At 65.0% G+C, this 23,014-nt stretch carries 16 protein-coding genes and 1 pseudogene; 8 read left to right on the top strand and 9 right to left on the bottom strand.

Going from position 1 to position 23,014, the window contains the following annotated elements:
• Positions 1–8 precede the first annotated feature (8 nt).
• Genes M727_RS0121055 through M727_RS0121040 form a run of 4 tightly spaced genes read left to right on the top strand, consistent with a single transcriptional unit; the run spans position 9 to position 4,094 of the window.
• Positions 9–1,577 carry a sugar ABC transporter ATP-binding protein gene (locus M727_RS0121055; RefSeq protein WP_027154323.1) on the top strand — a complete coding sequence of 523 codons (1,569 nt, stop codon included), beginning with the start codon at positions 9–11 and terminating at the stop codon, positions 1,575–1,577.
• Complete coding sequence (locus M727_RS0121050; protein ID WP_023798662.1) at positions 1,574–2,554, top strand: ABC transporter permease; 981 nt, start codon at positions 1,574–1,576, stop codon at positions 2,552–2,554. Before M727_RS0121055 ends, M727_RS0121050 begins: the two co-directional genes overlap by 4 nt.
• A complete protein-coding gene (locus tag M727_RS0121045) occupies positions 2,551–3,537 on the top strand; it encodes an ABC transporter permease (protein WP_027154322.1) in 987 nt (328 codons plus the stop codon). The genes M727_RS0121050 and M727_RS0121045 overlap by 4 nt, the downstream gene beginning before the upstream one ends.
• Before the next feature lie 29 nt (positions 3,538–3,566).
• A complete protein-coding gene (locus tag M727_RS0121040; RefSeq protein ID WP_051505672.1) occupies positions 3,567–4,094 on the top strand; it encodes a gluconokinase in 528 nt (175 codons plus the stop codon).
• Between the two features lie 38 nt (positions 4,095–4,132).
• On the opposite strand, the gene M727_RS0121035 is transcribed toward M727_RS0121040, so the two are convergent.
• Together M727_RS0121035 and M727_RS0121030 are read right to left on the bottom strand one after the other, a co-directional pair.
• Positions 4,133–4,582: an Rrf2 family transcriptional regulator gene (locus M727_RS0121035; RefSeq protein ID WP_027154320.1), complete on the bottom strand. Its 450-nt coding sequence runs from the start codon at positions 4,580–4,582 to the stop codon at positions 4,133–4,135.
• Between the two features lie 251 nt (positions 4,583–4,833).
• The gene (locus M727_RS0121030; protein WP_027154319.1) at positions 4,834–5,820 is read right to left on the bottom strand and encodes a sulfate ABC transporter substrate-binding protein; all 987 of its coding nucleotides are present in this window, start codon (positions 5,818–5,820) and stop codon (positions 4,834–4,836) included.
• A 253-nt stretch (positions 5,821–6,073) separates the two neighbouring features.
• Here M727_RS0121030 and M727_RS0121025 point away from each other — a divergent pair, with 253 nt between their 5' ends.
• Together M727_RS0121025 and M727_RS42405 are read left to right on the top strand one after the other, a co-directional pair.
• Positions 6,074–6,346 carry an AbrB/MazE/SpoVT family DNA-binding domain-containing protein gene (locus M727_RS0121025; protein ID WP_027154318.1) on the top strand — a complete coding sequence of 91 codons (273 nt, stop codon included), beginning with the start codon at positions 6,074–6,076 and terminating at the stop codon, positions 6,344–6,346.
• Positions 6,346–6,504 carry a hypothetical protein gene (locus M727_RS42405; RefSeq protein ID WP_198032668.1) on the top strand — a complete coding sequence of 53 codons (159 nt, stop codon included), beginning with the start codon at positions 6,346–6,348 and terminating at the stop codon, positions 6,502–6,504. The genes M727_RS0121025 and M727_RS42405 overlap by 1 nt, the downstream gene beginning before the upstream one ends.
• 14 nt (positions 6,505–6,518) lie before the next feature.
• Here M727_RS42405 and M727_RS0121015 read toward each other — a convergent pair whose 3' ends face one another.
• The 7 genes from M727_RS0121015 to M727_RS0120990 all read right to left on the bottom strand — a co-directional run bounded on the left by M727_RS0121015 (position 6,519) and on the right by M727_RS0120990 (position 18,415).
• Positions 6,519–7,559 (bottom strand): sulfate/molybdate ABC transporter ATP-binding protein, encoded by a 1,041-nt coding sequence (locus M727_RS0121015; RefSeq protein WP_023798667.1) that lies wholly within the window; start codon positions 7,557–7,559, stop codon positions 6,519–6,521.
• A 15-nt stretch (positions 7,560–7,574) separates the two neighbouring features.
• A complete protein-coding gene (gene cysW, locus M727_RS0121010) occupies positions 7,575–8,459 on the bottom strand; it encodes a sulfate ABC transporter permease subunit CysW (RefSeq protein WP_023798668.1) in 885 nt (294 codons plus the stop codon).
• Positions 8,452–9,303: a sulfate ABC transporter permease subunit CysT gene (gene cysT / locus M727_RS0121005; protein WP_027154317.1), complete on the bottom strand. Its 852-nt coding sequence runs from the start codon at positions 9,301–9,303 to the stop codon at positions 8,452–8,454. Before cysT ends, cysW begins: the two co-directional genes overlap by 8 nt.
• Before the next feature lie 32 nt (positions 9,304–9,335).
• Positions 9,336–10,364, bottom strand: a complete 1,029-nt coding sequence (locus M727_RS0121000) for a sulfate ABC transporter substrate-binding protein (protein WP_027154316.1) — start codon at positions 10,362–10,364, stop codon at positions 9,336–9,338.
• Positions 10,365–10,636: 272 nt separating this feature from the next.
• Positions 10,637–12,742 (bottom strand): penicillin-binding protein 1C, encoded by a 2,106-nt coding sequence (gene pbpC, locus M727_RS0120995; RefSeq protein WP_027154315.1) that lies wholly within the window; start codon positions 12,740–12,742, stop codon positions 10,637–10,639.
• The gene (locus M727_RS41640; RefSeq protein WP_156941575.1) at positions 12,739–12,912 is read right to left on the bottom strand and encodes a hypothetical protein; all 174 of its coding nucleotides are present in this window, start codon (positions 12,910–12,912) and stop codon (positions 12,739–12,741) included. The genes pbpC and M727_RS41640 overlap by 4 nt, the downstream gene beginning before the upstream one ends.
• Before the next feature lie 22 nt (positions 12,913–12,934).
• Positions 12,935–18,415, bottom strand: coding sequence for an alpha-2-macroglobulin family protein (locus M727_RS0120990; RefSeq protein WP_027154314.1), 5,481 nt, complete (start codon positions 18,413–18,415; stop codon positions 12,935–12,937).
• Positions 18,416–18,718: 303 nt separating this feature from the next.
• On the opposite strand from M727_RS0120990, the gene M727_RS0120985 reads away from it, so the two are divergent.
• On the top strand, positions 18,719–20,647 hold the full coding sequence (locus M727_RS0120985; RefSeq protein ID WP_027154313.1) for an autotransporter assembly complex family protein: 1,929 nt from the start codon (positions 18,719–18,721) through the stop codon (positions 20,645–20,647).
• Positions 20,647–23,014 (top strand): annotated as a pseudogene (locus M727_RS0120980) (translocation/assembly module TamB); the annotation flags it as partial. The gene M727_RS0120985 and the pseudogene M727_RS0120980, both read left to right, overlap by 1 nt.

Below are 23,014 nucleotides of genomic sequence, written 5' to 3'. Positions count from 1 at the left end.
AGGGGCCGATGGACGGTGCGGTTCCGCTCTTCCGCATGGAGGGCATATCCAAGCGCTATGGCGGTGTGCGGGCGCTGGAAAAGGCCGAGCTTTCGGTCACGCCAGGCAGCATCCACGCCATCCTCGGCGAAAACGGCGCCGGCAAATCGACGCTGATCAAGGTCATGGCCGGCGTCGTCGCGCCTGACGAAGGCCGCATGATGCTGGACGGAAGCGAGGTGAGCTTCGCGTCGCCGGCCGCGGCCAACCAGGCCGGCATCGTCTGCATCTTCCAGGAATTGTCGCTCGTCCCCGAACTCAGCGTAGCCGACAACATCGTCATTTCCGATCCGCCGAAACGCTTCGGCATGATCGACCGCAGGGCGCAGCGGCGCATCGCGGAAGAAGCCCTGGCGCGTGCAGGCGCCGCCGACATCCACCCGCTGGCGCTGGTCAAGGACCTTCCGCTTTCAAGACGGCAGATGGTCGAGATCGCCAAAGCACTTGCCAGGAAGCCGCGCATCCTGATCCTCGACGAGGCGACCTCGGCGCTGACCGCGGCCGACGTCGCCAAGATTTTTGGCGTCTTGAAGCGGCTGCGCTCGGAAGGGTTGGCGCTGCTCTACATCTCGCATCGGATGAACGAGATCGCCGAACTGGCCGACCAGTGCACTGTGTACCGCAACGGCCGCAACGTCGCCAGCTATGCTGCCGGCTCGAAGAGCGACAATGAAGTCGTCGAGTTGATGATCGGCCGCGAATACAGCCATATTTTCCCACCGAAGCCGGTGCGCGCCCCGGCTATAACCGCTCCGGTACTGGAGGCGCGAAAACTGTCGTGGACCGACCGGCTGGACAATATCTCGCTCACGGTCGAGGCGGGCGAAGTCGTCGGCCTCGGCGGCCTCGACGGCCAGGGCCAGCGCGAATTGCTGCTCGCCTTCTTCGGCGTGCTGCGCGGCCTCAGCGGCCAGATACTGATCGACGGCAAACCGGTGGCGATCGCCAGCCCGGCCAAGGCCCGCGGTGACCGGATCGGCATGGCGCTGATCCCGGAGGACCGCAAGACCGAAGGCCTGATGCTGCCGATGACGGTGCGCGAAAACCTCTCCTTTGCCGCACTCGACCGGTTGTCCAGGGCCGGCATCATCGACCGTGCCGCCGAGCAGCGGCTGATCGACGACATGGTCGCCCTGCTGGCGATCAAGACGGCCGGCCTCGACATCCCGGTCGGCGCGCTGTCCGGCGGCAACCAGCAGAAGGTCGTCATCGCCAAATGGCTGATGCGGCAGCCGCGCATCATCCTGCTCAACGACCCGACGCGCGGCATCGATGTCGGCACCAAGCAGGAACTGTATCAGCTGATGCGCAAGCTTGCCGACCAGGGCGCGGCGATCCTGTTTTACTCGACTGACTATGACGAGCTGATCGGCTGCTGCGACCGGGTGCTGGTGCTCTATGACGGAGCGGTCAAGCGCGAGCTGGTCGGCGCCGAGATCACCGAGCGGGCGCTGATCGCCAGCGCGCTCAACATCCATGGCGAAGAGATGAAAGTCAGAGGCATGGCGAAGACGCCAGCCCGAGGAGCAGACGCGTGAAGGATTGGCGCTACTGGCTTGCCGAACAACGCGGAACGCTGCTGGCGTTCGGCATCTTCATCGTGATGTTCACGATCTACACCTCGAACCATCCGGCCGGCTTTACCGCCAATGTCGTGCAGACGGCTTCCAACAAGGGCGTGCTGCTTGCCTTCGTCGCCATGGCGCAGACGCTGGTGGTGATCACCGCCGGCATCGACCTTTCCGTCGGCATGATCTTTCTGCTGACCAATTGCCTGGCCTCATGGCTGGTCATCGGCACCGGCATCGAGACCGCCTTCGGCGTCGTCGCGGTGCTCGGCACCGGACTGCTGTGCGGGGCGATCAACGGCGCCATCGTCATCTACGGACGGCTGCAGCCGATCGTCACCACCATCGCCACCGGCGCGGTCTATTTCGGCATCGCGCTGCTGCTGCGACCGTTCCCGGGCGGTTCGGTCAACGAGGATCTTGCCGACGCGCTGACCGGGCGGCTGTTCGGCGTGGTGCCGGCGAGCCTGGTGGCGCTGCTGGCCATCGTGCTTGTCGTCTGGGTGCCGTTCAGCCGCTCCGTGCTTGGCCGCGCGGCCTATGCCGCAGGATCTTCGGAGATGGCAGCCTACATGTCCGGCGTGCCGATCCGCCGCGGCAAGTTCGCCGCCTATGCGCTGGCCGGCCTGCTGGCCGCGATCGGCGGGCTGTTCCTGACCTTCTTCACCTATACGGGCGAGGCGGCCTATGCCAGCGGCAATGCCTATACGCTGTTCTCGATCGCCGCCGTGGTGCTCGGCGGCGTCTCATTGTTCGGCGGCAAGGGCAGCGCCATCGGCGCGATATTCGGCGCGCTCGCCTTCCGCACCATCGGCGACCTGCTCTTTGTCTTCGATTTCGATCCGCTCTGGCAGCCGCTGTTCCAGGGCGTCATCCTGCTGATCGCGGTCAGCCTCGGCGCCTTCGCCCTGTTCAGGGTCCGCAACCGGCTGGAGTGGTTCCTGTGAGCGAAACGACCATCGCCGGCATCGCCGGCCGCATGCCGAAATTCATCCGCCGCGCCGACCCTGCGGTGCTGACCGCCTTTGCCTGCATCGTGCTGCTGCTGTTTGTCGGCAGCCTTTATTCGCGCAGCTTCCTGTCGCCGGAATATCTGCTGCAGCAGCTCAAGGTGGCGTCGTTTCTCGGCGTCATCGCCACCGGCATGATGCTGGTCATCCTGCTTGGCCAGATCGACCTGTCGGTGCCGTGGTCAGTGGCGACGGGCGCGATGATGGCCTGTGCGGCCGCCGCCTACGGCCCCCTCGGGGTGGTGCTGGCGATCCCGTTCGGCATTTTCTGCGGCGTCGCGATCGGCATCGTCAACGGCATTGGCGTCGCTTATCTGCGCATTCCCTCGATGATCATCACGCTCGCCACCAATGCCGTCGCGCAAGGGCTGATGGTGGTCTATACCGGCGGCTTCTCGCCACAGGATTCGGCGACCCGGGCGATGCGCTATCTGGCGACCGGCTTTGCCATTCCGGGCGTGCCCAACGCCGTCGTCATCTGGGCGCTGATCGGTGCTGCGATGGTTTTCGTGCTGACCCGCACGGGCTTCGGCCGCACGGTCTACGGCATCGGCAACCGCGAGCGCGCCGCCTACCTCTCCGGCATCGACACGCGGCGCGTGGTGCTGATCGCCTTCGCCGTATCCGGCGGGCTCTCCGCCTTCGGCGGCGTGCTTCTGGCCGGCTATGCCTCCAAGGCGGCGCAGTCGATGGGCGACGCCTATCTGCTGCCGTCGATCGCTGCGGTGGTGCTTGGCGGCACCTCGATCCTCGGCGGCCGCGGCTCCTATCTCGGCACAGTCGCGGGCGTCATCCTGATCACGCTTTTGCAATCCATTCTTTCGGTCATGCAGATGCCGGAGGCGGGGCGGCAAATCATCTATGGCGTCGTCATCGTCGCCATGCTCCTGCTTTACGGCCGCGCGCCGGCCAGCCGCTGACCCGCATCGTGGACGAAAAGACAGCACAAATGCAGAGCGATCGCATTCGGCCCGCACCGGCCGTCGTGGTGATGGGCGTTGCCGGCTGTGGCAAGTCGGCCGTCGGCGCAGCGCTGGCGGCAGCATTGGGCGCTGTCTTCGTCGAGGGCGACAGGCTGCATCCACCGGAAAATGTCGCGCGCATGGCAAGCGGTGAGCCGCTGACCGACGCATTGCGCGAAGGCTGGCTCGACGCGATCGGCCGGCGCATTGCAGGACCGGTCGGCGATGGGCAGAGCGTCGTCGCCGCCTGCTCGGCGCTCAAGCGCAGTTATCGCGAGCGTCTGCGCGGTTTTTGCCAGGACATTTTGTTCCTCTACCTGGAAATCGATCCGGCGACCGCAAAGCAGCGTGTCGGCTCCCGCCAGGGGCATTTCATGCCGGCAAGCCTGGTCGACAGCCAGTTCGCCACGCTCGAACCGCCGGCAGCCGACGAGAATGTATTGACGCTCGATGCAACGCGCCCGATCGCCGACATTGTCGCTGACGTCACAAGCCTGTTCGAGGCGAATTCATGAGCGGGTGGCCGGCGCGGATATTGCTTCAAGACGCCAGATCAGATCTGTGACGTCAGTTCGACTGGAAAATCGTCATTGTCGGCGTCGCGCATGGCGGCGAGGCTGCGATTGTCCAGCACCTCGGCGATCGCATGGCGCACCTCCAGCATCATGTTCCGGACCTGGCATGTCGCCTCGTCGCAATCATCGCAGCGCTGATATTGGGTACGGCTGGCGCAAGGGATCGGCGCCAGCGGCCCGTCGAGGACGCGCACGACATGGCCGATCTTGATCTCTGAGGCCGGGCGGGCGAGGCGATAGCCGCCTTCCTTGCCCTTGCGGCTCTGGACGAAGCCGGCATTGCGCAATTCGCCTAGAATGGCATCCAGGAATTTCTTCGGGATGTTGTTGGCGACGGCAATGTCGTTGACGAACGCCAGCTGGCCGACCGGCAAGCCTGACAGATGCACGAGGGCCTTGAGGCCGTATTTGCCTTTTTTGGTAAGCATGCCCGATTCAGTTCATGAAAACCCCAACCGCCCGCATCTGGCGGTTGTTTGTGTGCAAATCATGACGTTTTGTCGCGCGATGCAGTTTCGCGAAACAAGCCGTCCGAGGGTACAGTAGGCACAAACACGTTGATTGTTCGTGACGTTTTGGACGGCGCGCTGGGAACGTGCGGGAAATCACCCGTCCGGAACGCGAAAAACGAAGAAAGCCGGCAAAGCCGGCTTTCTATCAATTTCGAAGATCGCTTGGCTCAGCGGCTACCATAGGTCTGGTCGAGCAGTCCGCCGGCAGCAAAGTGCTCGGCCTGGACCTTGGCCCAGCCGCCGAAGACATCTTCGACCGTCAGCAGCCGGACATCGGGAAACTCGGCCTTGTATTTGGCGGCGACCGCCGCGTCGCGAGCCCGCAGGCCGTTGCGGGCGGCGATGTCCTGGCCTTGCGGCGTGTAGAGGAAGTCGAGATAGGTCTTGGCGAGGTCACGCGTGCCATGCTCGTCGGCGACCGTGTCGACGATCGCCACCGGAAACTCCGCCAGCAGGCTGACCGAAGGCGTCACCTGCTCGAACTTGTCATCGCCATACTCCCTGCGGACGCCGCGCGTTTCCGACTCGAAGGTGATCAGCACGTCGCCGATTTCGCGCTGCACGAAGGTGGTGGTGGCGGCGCGTCCGCCGCTGTCGAAGATCGGCACGTTGTTGAACAGCTTGGTGACGAATTCCTTCACCTTGGCATCGTCGCCTTTGAAGGCTTCCTTGGCGTAGGCGGTGGCCGCTAGATAGGTGTAGCGCGCATTGCCCGACGTTTTCGGGTTGGGGAAGATAACCTGCACGTCGTCGCGCACGAGATCGTTCCAATCCTTGATGTTCTTCGGGTTGCCGGCGCGCACCAAAAAGGACGGCAGCGAATAGAAAGGCGAGGCGTTGTCGGGGAAGTCCTTCTGCCAGTCGGCGGAGATAAGCCCCTTCGAGACCAGGAAGTCGATGTCGAGGACCTGGTTGAAGGTGACGACATCGGCGCCGAGGCCTTCGGCGATGGCACGCGCCTGCGCCGACGTCCCGGCATGCGACTGATCGATGGCCGCCCCGGGGTGCTCGGCGATGAAGGCCTTGTTGACCTGCGCAAACAGTTCGCGGCCGACATCATAGGACGCATTCAGCAGTCTGTCGGCCGACCAGGCTTGGGAGGATGCCAGGAACAGGCCGGCCAATGTGGCGACGCCAAGCAAAAATCGCTTCATGAAAACAGAACTCCAATGCAGTGCGCTTATTGCCGAACCATAGCGGCAAGGCATGGTGGGCGACGAGACACGCAGAGCGGCTTCACCACGCCCTCGCGAGAAAAAAGTTCCCATTCCAGGCCGTTGCTAGGATTTTCTTTCACCCGGAGTCTTGCGAGGCACCTGGGCAGCGGTCCCCATGCGTTGGCAAAACGATTGCATCGCGACACTGTCTGGCATTTTACAAATGGTATAAAACAAAGGAGCCATCGCTATGCCCCAGCGCCGCCATTCCAAGACTCCGCCGAAAGAGGCGAAGCTGTTTCGCAACAATCGCAGCCAGGCGGTGCGCATTCCTGTCGAGTTCGAGCTCCCCGGCGAAAAGGTCTTGATCAGCCGTGAAGGCGACCGCCTGGTCATCGAGCCGGTCCGCAAACCTGGCCTCTCGGCGCTGCTCGCGCAATGGGCGCAAGAGCCGCCGCTCGGTCCCGAGGGAGACTTCCCCGAGACCGACGATATGCCTGTCAAATCCGAGGAATTGTTTTAATGCGGTTCATGCTGGACACCAACATTATCAGCGATATGGTCCGAAACCCGGCGGGCAGAGCCACCAGCGCCATCCTGCGCATCACCACCCTGGTGACCGCCAACATGGGAGAGTTCAACCGGATCAAAGGCCTGAAGGTCGAGAACTGGCTGGCGTAGCGCCGGACAGAGGATCAAGCAGCCGGAAAAAGTTTCCAGCGCCGCGGCCTGAACGCAACCCGGCTTTTCTGCGCCGCCGGATGGTCGACCGGCAGCTCGATCTCGACCCGCTGGCGCTCGCCGCCGATTTCGAGCTCCACCCGTCTGGTGCCGGCGACGCGGCGGCTGGCGGCGACCGTGCCGGCGATGCAGCCATTGCATTCGTCCACCAGGTCGACATCGTGCGGGCGGAAGAACAGCGTTGCTTCGCCCCGCGGCGCCTGCGGCGCCGACAGCCCGATCGGGCGGTCGGCGATCCAGACCTGGCCGTCCTCGACCTTGACGGGAAGCGCGCTCGATTCACCGATGAAGCCATAGACGAAGGGCGAGTTCGGCGTGTCGTAGATTTCGTCGGCGGTGCCGACCTGCTCGATGCTGCCCTGGCTCATCACCACGACGCGGTCGGCGAGCTCGAGCGCTTCTTCCTGGTCATGGGTGACAAAGACCGTGGTGTGGCCGGTGGCGTCGTGGATGTCGCGCAGCCAGCGGCGCAATTCGCGGCGGACCTGGGCGTCGAGCGCGCCGAACGGCTCGTCCAGCAAAAGCACGGCCGGTTCGATCGCCATCGCGCGGGCCAGCGCCACGCGCTGGCGCTGGCCGCCCGAAAGCTGCGCCGGATAGCGCTTTTCCAGGCCGGAAAGCTGGACGAGGTCGAGAAGCTCTGAGGCACGGCGGCGGATTTCCTGCGCCGACGGCCGTGACGCGCCATGCCGAACTTTTAAGCCGAAGCCGATATTGTCGGCGACCGTCATATGGCGAAACAGCGCATAATGCTGGAAAACGAAGCCGACATTGCGCTGCTGAATCGACTTTTGCGATGCATCCTCCTCGCCAAAGAAGATCTTGCCTTTCGTCGGCCGCTCCAGCCCGGCGATCAGCCTGAGCAGCGTCGTCTTGCCGGAGCCGGACGGCCCGAGCAGCGCGATCAGTTCGCCGGACTTGATGTCGAGCGAAACGTCGTGGAGCGCCGGAAACCGCTCAAACTCCTTGCGCACGTTGGCAACGCGAACTTCCATCAACCGTCCCTTTTTTCAGTGTCCGCGCGTCGCGGCGAGCTCGGCGCCGTAGCGCATCTCGAGAAGTGTTTTCAAGACCAGCGTGACCAGCGCCAGGCCGGCAAGCAGTGAAGCGACGGCGAAGGCGGCTGCGGCATTGTATTCGTTATAGAGGATTTCGACATGCAGCGGCATGGTGTTGGTCAGTCCGCGTATGTGGCCCGACACGACGGAGACCGCGCCGAACTCGCCCATGGCGCGGGCATTGCACAACAAGACCCCGTAGAGCAGCCCCCATTTGACGTTGGGCAGCGTCACGTACCAGAACGCCTGCCAGCCATTGGCGCCGAGCGACAGCGCCGCCTCCTCGTCGCCATTACCCTGTTCCTGCATCAAGGGGATCAGTTCGCGGGCGACGAACGGGAAGGTGACGAAGATGGTGGCCAGCACGATGCCCGGCACGGCAAACAGGATGACGATGCCATGCGCCTTCAGCCAGGCGCCGAACAGGCCTTGCGCGCCGAATAACAGCACATAGACCAGGCCGGAAATGACCGGCGATACCGAAAACGGCAGGTCGATCAGCGTGGTCAGGAAGGCCTTGCCCTTGAACTCGAACTTGGCGATCGCCCAGGCGGCGGAGACGCCGAAGACGATGTTGAGCGGCACCGAGATCGCCGCCACCAGCAGCGTCAGGTGGATCGCCGAACGCGTGTCGGGATTGGTCAGCGCCTCGGTATAGGCACCGATGCCCTTTGCGAAAGCCTCGTTGAAGACGACGATCAGCGGCAACAGCAGGAAAATGCCGAGGAAGGCAAAGGTCACGATCATCAGCACGGCTTTCGCCGGGCGGCTCTCGGTCACTGCCGCCGACTGGCTTTCGTGGTGCGGTGCGTAGGATTTGATCTCCGGATCAGCCATAGCGCTTGCGGCTCCACGTCTGCACCAGATTGATGACCAGCAGCATCACGAACGACAAAGCGAGCATGATCGCCGCGATCGCGGTCGCCGCCGCATAATTGTATTCCTCCAGCCGGATGACGATCAGAAGCGGCGCGATCTCGGATTTGTAGGGCAGGTTGCCGGCGATGAAGATGACGGAGCCGTACTCGCCGACACCGCGCGCGAAAGCCAGCGCGAAACCGGTGACGATGGCCGGCGCCAGGCCCGGAAGCAGAACCCGGGCGATTGTCTGGAAGCGATTGGCGCCGAGCGTGGCAGCCACTTCCTCGACCTCCTTGTCGATCTCCTCCATGATCGGCTGGACGGTGCGCACGACAAAAGGCAGGCCGATGAAGATCAGCGCGATGACGATGCCGAGCGGCGTATAGGCGACCTTGACGCCGAGCGGCGCCAGCAGGCTGCCGAGCCAGCCGTTCGGCGCGTAGAGCGTGGTCAGCGCGATGCCGGCGACCGCCGTCGGCAAGGCGAAGGGCAGGTCGACCATGGCATCGACGATGCGGCGGCCAGGAAAGCTGTAGCGCACCAGCACCCAGGCAACGATCGTGCCGAAGACGACATTGACCATGGCGGCAATGAAGGCGGTGCCAAAGCTGATTTCAAGCGCGTTGATGGTGCGGCGGTCGGTGGCGATCGCCCAGAAATCGGCCCAGCCAAGCGCGGCCGATCGCCAGATCAGCCCTGACAGGGGAATGAGGATGATGAGCGTGAGGTAGGCAAGCGAGAAGCCGAGCGTCAATCCGAAACCCGGAATGACGCTCGGCTGTCTGAACCGCCACCCCGCCTTGGCGGGTGCTGTGGTCATGTCGTCCTGATCTAGAGTCTAGCTAACTGGGTCTACTGGGCCGGCTTGTAGATCTGGTCGAATATACCACCGTCGCCGAAATGGTAAGGCTGTGCTTTCTTCCAACCGCCAAAAAGCGGATCGTCGATGGTGATCAGCTTGATCTCAGGCAGTTTGGCGAGGTCCTCGGGCGGTACCAAATCCGGCTTCGACGGGCGATAGTGGTTCTTGGCGATTAGCGTCTGGCCTTCCTTGGAGTAGAGGTAGCTCAGATAGGCTTCGGCGACTTTTCGCGTGCCCTTGGCATCGACATTGGCGTCGACCACGGCGACCGGCGGCTCGGCCAGGATCGAGGTCTGCGGGTAGACGATATCGAAATTGTCGGCGCCGAATTCGTCGAGCGCCAGATAGGCCTCGTTTTCCCAGGCCAGCAGCACGTCGCCCAGCCCCTTTTGCGCAAAAGTCACGGTCGCGCCGCGCGCGCCGGTGTCGAGCACCGGAACATGCGCGTAGAGATTGCCGACGAATTCCTTGGTCTTGGCCTCGTCACCGCCATCCTTGGCGTTGGCATAGGCCCAGGCCGCGAGATAGTTCCAGCGCGCGCCGCCCGAAGTCTTGGGGTTCGGCGTAATCACCTGGACGTCGTCCTTGACCAGATCGCCCCAGTCGTGAATGCCTTTCGGATTGCCCTTGCGGACGAGGAAGATGATGGTCGAGGTGTAGGGCGCCGAATTGTTCTCGAATTTGGTCCGCCAGTCGGGATTGATTTTCTTCGATTTCTCGACGATGGCGTTGATGTCGCCTTCTAGCGCCAGCGTCACCACGTCGGCGTCGAGGCCGTCGATCACGGCACGGGCCTGTGCGCCCGACCCGCCATGCGATTGCTGGACGGTCACCGTCTCGCCGGTCTCGGCCTGCCAGTGGGCGGCGAACGCTTCGTCGAATTGCTTGTAAAGCTCACGCGTCGGATCATACGACACATTGAGGATGGTGGTATCGGCGAACGCGAAACCGAGCGTGCCGAACTGGACAGATGTGGCGACCAGTGCGCCGAGCAGTTTCCTGAAATGAGGATTGGTCATTTCCGCCTCCGTTGAGATCGCCTCAATCTACTGAATTGGTAGAAATTAGATGCAATCAATGTTGCTTTTTTTCGCCTTATGAAGCAATTTTTCGCCGGCTTTCGGTATCACGAAGAAATTCTTTCCTCGCAACGCTGCAGTGCGGAATCCGGGCACATGAAGCAATCTATCTAGAGACAGGTCGCGCCTCGGCAATGGCCTGAGGAGTCGAGCGTGTCCTGCTTACTCGCCGACCCAATGGAAAGCCAATTCCCTGAATCGCTTGGCGCATTCTATTCAACGAACACTTTCACGCTGGCCGCACGCCCGGCCGCGTCGATCACGGTCAGGGTCGAATAGCCGGCGCCGTCCGGCTGCCAGGTCGCGGTGCGCCGCCGGTCGATGCCGACCAGCGGCTTGCCATTAGCCAGCCAGCGGAACGGGGCGCGGCCGCCTTGCAGCTTCAGCACCAGTGGCGTGGCGTCGGCGGTGGTGGCGCCGAGATCGACGTGGGCGCCGTCGGGCGGAAAGATGATCGTCGGCGCGGGCTCGGTCGGCGTCGCCTGGACCAGGCCGTCGGCGCCAGAACCGAAGCGCGCCAATGTCACCGGCAGATCGTCGCGCCTGGGTCTGGTGACGCCGGCCGGCTGGTCTGGCAGCGGCACGGCAGCCAGGCCGGAGCGGACAAAGCCCTCGAACAGGATCGGTGCGGCCGAGACATAGCCGGACAGGCCGGGCACCGCGCCGGCATCGGGACGGCCGACCCAGACGCCCAGCACGTAGCGCCCGTCGAAGCCGACCGACCAGGCATCGCGGTAGCCGTAGGAGGTGCCGGTCTTGTAGGCGATGCCGCGCTGGGCGGCGCCCTCGGGCGGCTTGACGCCCGACAATATGTCGGTGATCTGCCAGTTCGCCTGATCGTCGAGGAGGGTAGCGGTCGAGCGCTCGGCATTCGCCGGCTCGGTGCCGTCATGCAGCGTGTGTGCCTTGCCGCCATTGGCGAGACCGGCATAGAGCTGGACGAGGTCGCGCAGCGTCACGCCGACGCCGCCAAGGCCGATGGCGAGACCCGGCGCCTTGTTGACGGGCAGGATCGGCGTGACGCCGGCCTGCCGGAAGCGCGCGAGCAGCCGCGCCGGCCCGACCGCGTCGAGCACACTGATCGCCGGCACGTTGAGCGACAGCTGCAGCGCCTGCCTGATGCTGACGTCGCCCTGATAGCCCATGTCGAAATTCTTCGGCCGATAGCCGGAGAAATCCGTCGGCCTGTCGTCGATCAGCGTTTCCTGCGCCACCAATCCCTGCTCGAAGGCGAGCCCGTAGATGAACGGTTTCAGCGTTGAACCGGGCGAGCGGACGATCCTGGTCATATCGATCCAACCAGAGCGGCTGGCGTCGAAATAGTCGGCAGAGCCGACTTCGCCGAGGATGTCGCCGGTGCGGGCGTCGGCCAGCACCATGGCGACGGACAGGCGAGGGCCGAGCCTGGCGGCGGCATCCCTGGCCACCTGTTCCAGCCCTTCCTGGACACTCTTGCGGATCGTCAGCCGCAGCTTCTGGCCGGGGACGGCCCGGGGCAGCACTGCATAAGCGGCATGGGCGGCGAGTGCCGGCAGCGGGCGGCGGCTGGCGGGAACATCGTCGAGCGCGGCACGTGCGGCCTCGCCTTCGCCGAGCAGGCCTGATGCGACCATGCGCGTCAGCACCCGGTCGCGGGCGGCGTGAGCGATTGCCAGGTTGCGGTCGGGCCGGCGCTTTTCCGGCAGTTGCGGCAGCGCGACGAGCAGCGCCGCCTCCGAGACGTCCAGCCGCCTCGGCTCCTTGCCGAAATAGGCCAGCGAGGCGGCGCGCACGCCTTCGAGATTGCCGCCATAGGGCGCCAGCGTCAGATAGCGTTCGAGGATCTCGCGCTTGGTGAGCCGCCGCTCGATCTGCAGGGAGCGCAGCAGCTGCTTGAGCTTGGAGCCGAGGCTGCGGCTGTCGCGCGGTTCGGTCAGCCGGGCGAGCTGCATCGACAGCGTCGAGCCGCCGGAGACGATTCGGCCATTGGTCACGAACTGGCCGGCGGCGCGGGCCAGCGCCAGCACGTCGACGCCTCGATGGTCCCAGAAGCGCTTGTCCTCGTAAGTCACCAGCATGTCGACGAACTGTCTGTCGACCTGATCGAGGCGGGTGGCGAGCCGCCAATAGCCGTCCGGCGTGGCAAAGGCCCGCAACAGCTGGCCGTCGCGGTCCTGGACTTCGGTCGATACCGTCAGCGCCGCCGGCAGCGGCGGCGGAAAGGCGCGGTCGAGCTGCCAAAGGGTGGCGGCGGCGATTGCTGCGAAGCCGGAGAGGGAGGCGGCGGCGATGGCTGAACGGCGCAGGAATTTTTTGGCGAGCACGGCGCTGCCCCTCATCCGCCTGCCGGCACCTTCTCCCCGTATAGTGACGGGGAGAAGGGGGCTGTCACGGCCCACAGCGGCTTTTCAGCAGCGTTCGAGTTTGGCGAAAATTTCGGCGCAAGCTTCTTTCTCCCCATCTCTTTACGGGGAGAAATGCCCGGCAGGGCAATGAGGGGCAGCGACATCGCCATGTTCCTGTTCGCCGCCTTACGGCGCCTTGACCTCCATCATGCCGGTTGCGGTGCGGGCCGAATATTGCGGCCGGTACATGTCCTCGACGGTTGCCGCCGGGTGGGCATAGGTGCCCGGCGTCACCGCACGCACGACATAGGCGAGCGTGATATTGCGGTCGCCTTCGCCGTCGTTCGGATTGAAAGCGGCGACGAAACGGTCGTCGCGGAATTCGAGATGGGCGGCGTCGGTCTGGGCCAGCCAGGAAAAATTCGACAATTGGGCGCTGGAAACCAAGCCCGGATTGTCGATCTCGAAGCCGGCCGGCAGCAGATCGGTGATCACCAGCCGCGACGGCCATTTGTTCTGCTCGTAGATACTGAGCACGACGACATAGCGTTCGTTCTGGGTCGCCTGGGTGACATTGGCTTCGGTGCCGTCGAGCTTGTAGTAGGTGCGGCCGATGGTGAAGCCGTCGCCGCTGGCCGGCAGCGGCTGGATCGGCGAGGCCACCGTGGTGACGACCGCCTGCAACGGGTTGCTGCCGGTGTTGGCGACGGTCAGCGGACTGTCGGCAATGTCGCTGCCGGCGATCTGGTCCGAATAGGCGCCGGCATGCGGCGCGCCATTGATGGTCAGCGCGATCGCATCATTGCCGGCCTTCAGGGCACGCGCCGCCAGCAGCATCCAGGACTCGTCCTGCGTGCTGGTCCATCTGACGGCGGCGCGTTCCTGCGTCACCCGCTTGATCAGCGCCGGCACGATCGTCGGCACCGGCTTGGATTCGGCGGCAAGCGCCAGCATCGCTGCGCCGTCACGCAGCGGCGAGCCGTAATCGGACCTGTAGTGGTCGTATGCCGAGCTCGAATTGGCCAGTTGCAGGGCGGCCTGGAAGGTGGCTTCCGAGCGCTGCGTGTCGCCATAGAGCGCCAGGCCCGCCGCCAATTGGGCGACGGCCATCGGGCTGGTAAAGGCTTCGAGCTGGGTGTCGGCGTAGTAGCGCAGATCGCCGATCGAGGCCTTCTTGTTGCGGGCCAGCACATAGAGCGCATAGGCGATCTCGCTGCCGCGATCCTTGACGTCCTGGTCATAGCCGATCGCGTTTTGCAGATTGCTCAGCGCCTGGTTCATCGCCAGCGCCGGCACGTCGTATTTCTGCTCGCGCGCCCGGGTCAGGAAGTCGGTGACATAGGCGTCGAGCCACAAATCGCCGGAGCCCGGGCCCCACAGGCCGAAGCTGCCGGCCGAGGCCTGATAGCTCAGCACCTTGTAGATGGCGTCCTGGATGCGGCCGTGCAGATCGGCGTCGCTGGCCATGCCGGCGCCCGACGCCATCTCGTTGACATAGAGCAGCGGCATGGCGCGGCTGGTGGTCTGCTCGGCGCAGCCATAGGGGTAGCGGTCGAGCGTCATCAGCAGCGATGGCACGTCGAAGGCCGCCGCCTGTGAAACGCCGACGCTGACCGAAGCGCCGTCGAGCAGGCTTGCCGCCAAGAGCTCCTTGTCGACGCGCAGCGAGCCGCCATTGCCCTTGAGGTCGACCACCATGCGGGTGGTCACCGGCAATTGCGCCGGGCGCACCGGGACATAGAGCGTCTGCTCGACAGCGGTGCCGTCGGCATGGGCGAGCTTGATGGTGATCGAAGCGTTCCCCGGCGCCTCAGCGATCAACGGCACGGTCAGCGTCTGCCGCTTGCCCTTGGCCAGTGTCAGCTTTTCGGGCAGGGCGGCACTGCCGGTCGAAAGATCGCCTGACGTGTCGATCGACAGCGCATAGTCGCCCTCCGGACCGTCGGCGTCGGTGACGTCGAGCCGCATGAACGCCGAATCGCCGGGCGCCAGGAAGCGCGGCAGGCCGGCTGTGATCACCACCGGATCGCGCACGATCACGTCGGATTGGGCATGGCCGACCCCGTCCTCGGTCCAGGCGACGGCCATGACGCGCACGGTGCCGTTGAACTGCGGGATGTCGAAGTCGACCCGCGCCTTGCCGTCGGCGTCGAGCTGGACCGGACCGGAGAAGAAGGCGACCAGCTTTTCGGTCGGCGGGCTGCCTTGCGACTGGATGTTGGCGCCGTCGCCGCCGCTGCGCAGCTTGCCGGTCGTGCCCAGCGAGCCGTCGATCAGGCGGCCGTAGAGGTCGCGTACTTCAAGGCCGAGCATGCGCTGGCCGAAGAACCAGGTCTCCGGATCCGGCACCTTGTAGTTGGTCAGGTTGAGGATGCCGACGTCGACGGCCGCGACCATGACATAGGCGTTGGCGCCCGGCTGCACGCCGGCCACCGAAACCGGGATCGACAGCTGCTGGCGCGGCATGGTCTTGTCCGGCGGCGTCAGGCTGACGGCGAGTTTTTTCGAGCCCGGATCGACCTTCAGCCATTTGACGCCGATGGCGCGCGCCGGCATGCGGGTTTCCTGCGCATCACCCGGCCTGAACAGCGTTGCCGTGACATAGGCGCCGGCGCCCCAGTCGTCGCCGACCGGGATGTCGATGGTGCTGCCGCCGGCCGGCACGCTGGCGGTGACGGTCTTCAAGAGCTTGTCGGCGCCGATGGTGACGAGCAGCTCGCCGGCAAAATGCGGCGACACTTTGAGCTTGGCCACTTCGCCGGCCGCATAGCTGTCCTTGTCGAGGGCGATTTCGAGGCCGTCGGGCGTTTCGGTGGTGGTGGAGCTGACATACCAGCCGGCGTCGAACTCGTAGCTGGTCGCCGGGCCCTCCGGGTCAGACGTCTCGATCTCGAGCCGGTAGCGGCCCCAGTCGACCGGCAGCGAGACGGTGGCCTCGCCGTCGGCGGTCATGTCGACCTGGCCGCTGGCCACCGACTTGGTGAAGGTCACCGGCTCATAATTCCAGGAATTGCTGGAGCGGTACCATTGGTAATTGCGTTCGACCTTGACCAGCGACCATTGCGCGCCCTGCAGCGCCTCACGCTTGCCGTCGGGGTCGACGGCAATCAGGCCGAACTTCGCCGTGCCGCCTTGCGGCACCTCGTCGCCGTCGAAATCCGGGCGGATGCCGATCATCTGGCCCTGCGGCCGGATGGCGATGTTGAGCGAGCGTTCGACGGCGCGGCCGCCGGTCTCGCGCATCCTGACCGTAACCTTGGCGTCGACCAGCCTGGTGGTCGAGGGCAACTGGTCGACGGAAACCGGGAAGGTCGCCTTGCCGTCGTCGCCGACCACCGGCAGGCCGGTGAACGGGGTGACTGACGGTTCCGCCGACTGCTCGTCGGCGAGGCCGAAGGAATAGCCCTTGAAGCGGTCCCAGGCGCGGGTGGTCGACAGCGTCAGTTCGCCTTCGAGCGCCAGCCCGGCGGCCGGCGCGCCATAAAGGAAGCGGCCGTCGACGGTAACGTTGGCGGTTTCGCCCTGCGCGATCTCCTGCTTGTCGGAGGACAGGTCGAACTCGATGCGATCCGGCACGAAATCCTCGACCAAAAACATCTGGCTGGCGACCGCCGCCTGCTTGGGGTCGGTGTGGATCGCCACCGTCCAGGTGCCGCGCATGGCGTTGGGTTCGAGCGGCAGGTCGACGGCATGGCCGCCGGCCGATGCGCCGTCGCTGACGATGCGGCGGTTCTCGACGCCGTCGGGACGGGTGAAGATGAAGGTCAGCGGCAGGTTCTCGACCGCCTTGGCGGCGCTGTCGCGGGCAAGTGCTGCGACATGGACGTCCTCGCCGGCGCGGTAGATGCCGCGTTCGGTCCAGGCATAGACGTCGAGCGCGCCCGGCGCCGGACGCCCGGTGACGCCGCGATCGGAAAGATCGAAGCCGGCGCGGCCCATGTCGAGGAAGACGAAGTCGCTGTCACCTTGCTCGGCTGTCAGCACGGCCGGCACCATGCCGCCGTCGCCGCGCGTCAGTCCGGGGTTGAAGACGGCGCGGCCTTCCGCGTCCGTGGTCGCGGTGCCGAGGATCTCGTTGTTCCTGGCCAGCAGCGTCAGTTCAGCACCTGATATCGGCTTGGCGGTTGCGAGCGAACGGGCAAAGACGTTCAGCCCGTCCTGCCCGGTATAGGTCGACAGGCCGATATCGGAGACGACGAACCATTGCGTGGCGCGCGAATCATAGTCGTCGTCGTTCTCGTCGACCGGTTGCGCGGTCAGCACATAGACGCCGGGCTTGCGCTGCGGCAGCGCTTCGTCGACCGGGAAGGAGGTGGTGACTTCCTTGTTCAGGTCGTTGTCGATGTCGAGCTGGCCCTGCCAAACCGGCTCGCCCATCTGATCGGAAATGTTGGAGATGTCGTAGCCGTCAAGCTGGCGCAGGAACTGGTAGCCGGACAGAAGCTGGGTCAGCGAGCGGTCGCCGATGCGATAAAGCTTCATTTCGGCGGCGCTCATGTTGACGGTGACGACCGGGATGCCGCGGCGCGCGCCGGCCGGCAGCACGAAGCTGTCGCCGGTGAAACGGGCGGACGGGGCGCGGTCCTGCACATAGATCGACAGCACCACCGGGGTGGAGATCACCTCGCCGATGGCGGCCGGCAGGCCGGGACGGAAGGTCACGTCGTAATGCTGGCCGTGCTCGAGCCCCTCGACGCAGATCTGCTTGTCCTTGGCCTCGACGCCCTTGGGGGCGGCGCTGTCGACGGTGACGAATTGCGCGTAGTCGACGCCGGTTTTGACCAGGTCTTCTGAAAATTGCGCGCAGATGCGTGGCGCGCTGGTGTCGGCGTCGACCGTGTGATCGACGACGCGGAAGCCCTTGCGCGCCTTGAGGTCCTGATAGGCGGCCGTGACCCAGGGCGAACTGGCCAGCGCGAGGCTCGCTTCGTAGGCCTGCAGGGCCGGCCGGGCGAGGTCGCGGCGATCGAGCCCGTCGCCAAGCAGTGCCAGCGCTTCGGCGCGGGTTTTTGTGGTGCGCAGCAATTTGTAGGCGTTGAAGCCGGCGGAGGTGGCGTTCGCCGGCAGGGTCGACGCCTCGGCGCTGTTGGCGGTCGGCTGCACGGCAAGCGTTTCCCGCGCCAGTTCAAGCCAGAGTTGGCCATCGTCGGGCAATACCGAAACCAAAGCCTCGTATTTTTGAACGGCCAAGCGGTGGTCGCCGGTCTGCGACGCTTGCCTTGCCGCCTCCCGCAGCGCCGTCAGCCCTTCGGTGGGCTTGGTGTAGGCCGGGCCGGTGAGCCTGTTGCGGTATTGCTGGGCCTGGTCGGCCATCCAGGCGGGGAAGAAGGCGAGCGCCGGCGGCGCGCCGATATCGGGGTCGCCTTCGACGTTGACGACCTTGCCGGCGACGGCGCCCTTGAAGGGCTTCAGCGTGTTATAGTCGGATTTGAGAAAACACCATTTGGCCTTGGGGTTGTAGGTGAAGGCGCGGCAGGCGGGATCGCCGAGACATGTCGTCGTGCACTGATCGAGGCTGACGTTCTGGTCGGATCTGAGATCGAAGCCGAAATAATCGGAATTGTCCGATGTCACCACCCGGCGCGCTTCGGCCGCTTGCGCGACACTGGCCCAGGCGAAAAAGAGAAGGAAAAGAATCGACAGACCACGAGCCGCGCGCATTGCCATGACACCCCTCCGGACACTGCTTACGTTACGTCCACGTACGTCCAGACATGTTCAAGCTTCGGTCCAGCTTGTCAACACAAGGACGCGGCAGGTTCCCGCCTGCCAACGGTTTCCTTTCCGGCCGATGACCGGTAGTACCTCCACAGGACAGGGATCACGCTTTCTTGCGGCGACGCAGAAGGTGTGAATTCCAAGCCCTGTCCATTTCGGACAATTGGATTGTGGCAATTGGATTGTGGCCCGTTTACGAGCAATTCAGAACTTCATTCCAATTTTAGCTTTGGCCGCTAGTGTAGAGTTGTAATGTCGGCGTATGAAAGGCAGATGTCGGGAGGAACCGCGCCACGGCGCGTGTTTTTGCTCGCCCTGCTTTCCGCCTTGCTATGCTCGACTGCACTGATTGGTGCGAGCGGAAATGCGGCCGCTTTCGAGATCTTCGGCATCAAGCTGTGGGGATCGTCCGAGGATGAAGATGCCGACATCGTCGATCCGCTGCGCTATGCGGTGACCCTCGAGGCGCCCGACGCCGACGAGGATCTCGCCGAGAAATTCGAAAACGCCTCGGCGCTGAAGGACGACGAAGAACGTCCGGTCTCCGGTTCGCTCGGCCTGCTGGCCAAGGCGCGTGCCGACCGCGATCAGCTTGTCGCCGCCCTTTATGCGGACGCCCGCTACGAGGGCGTCGTCACCATTACCATCGAAGGCAAGCCGCTCGACGATTTGCCGCCCGACGCCGAATTCTCGGGTCCGCAGCCGATTCCGGTGGTGATCAACATTGCGGCCGGGCCGAAGTTCACGCTTGGCGACATCAGGCTGGAGGGCGACGCGGCGGGGCTGGCTGGCGCCGATTTCGGCCTGATCGCCGGCGGCGATGCCGGGTCCGGTGCCGTGCTCAAGGCCGAGGCGTCGATCGTGCGGGCGCTCAAGGAGCAAGGCAGGCCGCTGGCCAAGGTGACGGCCCGCGAGATCGTTGCCGATCACGCCACCTCGACGCTCGACGTGACGCTGACCGTGGCCGCCGGGCCGGTTGCCGGCTACGGCGACACCACGGTCGAAGGCACCGAGAAGGTCGACCGCGATTTCACCGAATACATGACCGGCCTGAAGCGCGGCCGCCAATATTCGCCGGAAGAGGTCGACGAGGCGCGCGACCGGCTGCTCGGGCTGGAAGTCTTCAACAGCGTCACGCTGAAAGAGGCCGACGGTCTCGACGCCGACGGCAACATCCCGATCGGCGTTGAAGTGAGCGAGCGCAAGCCGCGCTATTTCGGTCTTGGCGGCACCTTCTCCAACACCGAGGGGCTCGGCCTCGAAGGCTATTGGGGTCACCGCAATCTGTTCGGCCGTGCCGAAAAACTGCGCATCGAGGGCGAAATCAGCGGCATCGGCAGCAACGAACTGACCGAGCTCAACTACAATGCCGGCATCATGTTCGAAAAGCCGGGCGTGGTCGGGCCGGCGTCTAAATTCTTCGCCGGCGCCAACACCGTGCTGGAGCATCCCGACGCCTACGACCGTTTCTCGGTCAAGGGCAACACCGGCCTGTCGTATGACCTCGACCGGCAGCAGACGGTTTCGGCGGAAGTCGCGCTCGACTATTCGAAGATCACCGATTCCTTCGGCAAGCACACTTTTCTGATCGCCAGCATTCCGCTGCGCTATGTCTACGACAACCGCGACAACCGGCTCAACCCGACGACCGGATTCAGGGCGCTGGCCTATGCCGAGCCGAGCTACGACATTTTGAACGGTGCCGCCTTCGTCAAGCTTAGGGGCGAAGGATCGGCCTATCAGTCGCTCGACGCGGCCTCGAAGTTCGTCCTGGCCGAACGCGTCGCCATCGGCTCGATCATCGGCGCCGGCCTTCAGGATGTTCCGGCCGACCGGCGCTTCTATTCCGGCGGCGGCGGCTCGGTCCGCGGTTATGCCTATCAGGGCATCGGTCCGAAGGACGCCGACGGAGAGCCGATCGGCGGGCTGTCCTTCTTCGAGACCTCGTTCGAGATGCGCATCGCCATCACCGACACGATCGGCGTCGTGCCGTTCGTCGATGCCGGCACCGTCTCGACCGATCAATTCCCGGATTTTTCCGGCATGAAGGTCGGCGCCGGCGTCGGCTTGCGCTATATTACGCCGTTCGGACCGTTGCGCATCGATGCGGCGGTGCCGCTCAACCCGGATCCCGACGACCCGGATTTCGGCATCTATGCCGGTATCGGCCAGGCGTTTTGATGACAATGTTCAAGCGCATCCGTCGCATTGCCCTTTACACGCTGCTCGTCCTGGTGGCGGCGGTGGTCGGTGCGCTCGTCGTGCTGACCAAGACCGAGCGCGGCCGCGCCAATCTCGCCGGCATCATCTCGACCGTGGCGTCGACCGATGACCAGAAGGTCACGGTCAGCGGCATCGACGGCATCTGGTCCGGCGCGCTGACGGTCGACCATGTGGTGCTGGAGGATCGCCAGGGCGCCTGGCTGGTGGCGCGCAAGGTGGCCGTCGACTGGTCGCCGCTGGCGCTTCTGTCGAAAAACTTCAGCGCCGGCCGCATCGGCGCCGATCGCATCGAGCTGGCGCGGCTGCCGGTGGCCGGCACGCAGCCGAGCCAAGGTGGCGCCACCACGCTGCCGGTGTCGCTCGACATCAAGCAGATCGACCTGCCGGAAATCGCGCTCGGGCAGGCGCTGGCCGGCAGCGGTATCGCCGAGCTCGCCGCCAAGGGATCGTTCAAGGCCGATGCGGCGCCATTGGCGCTCGCAACCAGCCTCAACATCACCCGCCGCGACGGCAAGCAAGGCAAGCTCGACGCCAACATCCATTTCGCGCCCGCCGACAACAAGCTGGACCTCGATCTGAAGGCGTCGGAGCCGGCCGGCGGCATCATCGCCAATCTGCTCAAATTGCCGGATGCGCCGCCGGTCAACATCGCCGTCACCGGCACCGGGCCGGTCGCCAATTGGAGCGGCATCGGTACCTTCGTCGTCGACGGCCAGATCGTCACCCAGCTCACAGGTCGCCACCAGCTCACCGACAAGGGCAACTATGTCGAGGCCAAGGGCGACGGCGACTTCCAGCGCTTCTTGCCCGACAATCTGAAATCCTTGTTTGCCGGCAAGACCAGCTTCGACCTCGCCGGAACCGCGATCGTGACGGGCGGCGTCGAGGTCGAGCGCGCCAGCATCGACAGCGATGCCGTGCATGGCACCGCCGCGGGCATCATCGACCCCAACGGCGCCAGCGACCTTTCGGTGGAACTCGCCGCCAAGGGTCCACCAATCGTGCTCAGCCTCGGCGCCGCGGCGCAGCCGGTGACGGTCGCGATCACCGGCGCCACGGCTCGCGCATTCGGCGGCGGCGAGGCGCCGATAATCGACATCGGCGCGTCCCTGGTCTCGGTGGTGGCGGGCGGCACGCGGGTGGACGATCTGGTGGCCGAAATCCATTCCGACGGCTTTGACATCCAGGACCGCAGCGGACCGGTCACCATCAAGCTTATCGCCGGCGGCCTGAACACCGACGTGGCGACTCTGGCGCCGCTGGTGACCGGCAGGGTCACCGCCGACCTCGCCGGGTCGGTCAGCAAGGACGAGATCGTCGTCGATCAAGGCACGCTGCGCAGCGATGCGCTCAATGCCTCGGTGACATCCAAGGTGACGCTGGCCGATCTGGCGATGACGCTCAAGATGAATGCCGATGCCGTCTCGACTGCGCTGCCGCCGCAGATCCGCCCGGTTCTCGGCGAGCGTGTGACATTCTCGGCGACCGCGACCCGCGACCCGCAAGGCTTGTTTGCCGCCAATGCGCTGCAACTCAATTCGGGCTCGCTCAGCGCCAGCGGCACCGCCAGCGCGACGGGCACCGACATCCAGGCCGACATCAGGGGCACGCTCGGCGATGTCTCGGTGCTGTCGCCGATGGTTGGCGTACCGGTCGGCGGGGCCGTCAATTTCGCGCTGACGGCGAGCGGCACGCGCTCGGCGCCGGATTTCTCGGTCTCGGCCGACAGCGACAGCCTGACCGCGTCGGGCCGGACGGTCAAGACGATCAAGCTGACAGCGACGGGCAAGGCCGACATCGTCAATCCCGCTGCCGATGTCGCACTGACAGGGTCCGTCGACGACCAGCCGCTCGATCTCAGGGCATCTTTGGTGACGCGCGGCGGAACGCGTTCCCTCAACGGGCTTAACCTGTCGCTGGCCGACAACAAGGTCTCGGGCGATCTCGTGCTCGACGACAGCTTGCTGCCGCTCGGCACGCTGACCCTCGAAGCGCCCGATATCGGCCCGCTGGCCGCGCTTGCCGGGCAGACGGCGGCCGGCGACGTGCAGGGCAGCATCCGCCTCTCGAATGATGGTGGCGCGCCGACGGTAGTCATCGATATGACGAGCGGGTCTATTTCCCGCGGCGATCTGGCGGCGAAGACCATCGCCGTCAACGCGCTGGTCGCCAACTTTCTCAAGGCGCCGGCGATCTCCGGCACGATCAAGGCCCATACGGTCACATCAGGCGCCACCGTGATCAGCGGCATCGGTGTCGATTTGAAGCGCGACGGCGACTGGACCGGGTTTTCCGGCGGCGCCACCGTCGCCGGCATTCCGGCCA

It is taken from the genome of Mesorhizobium sp. WSM2561 (assembly GCF_000513915.1).
Taxonomy (GTDB): domain Bacteria; phylum Pseudomonadota; class Alphaproteobacteria; order Rhizobiales; family Rhizobiaceae; genus Mesorhizobium; species Mesorhizobium muleiense.
Note: the sequence above shows the minus strand (reverse complement) of the source record. Positions and strands in the feature narration are given on the sequence as shown.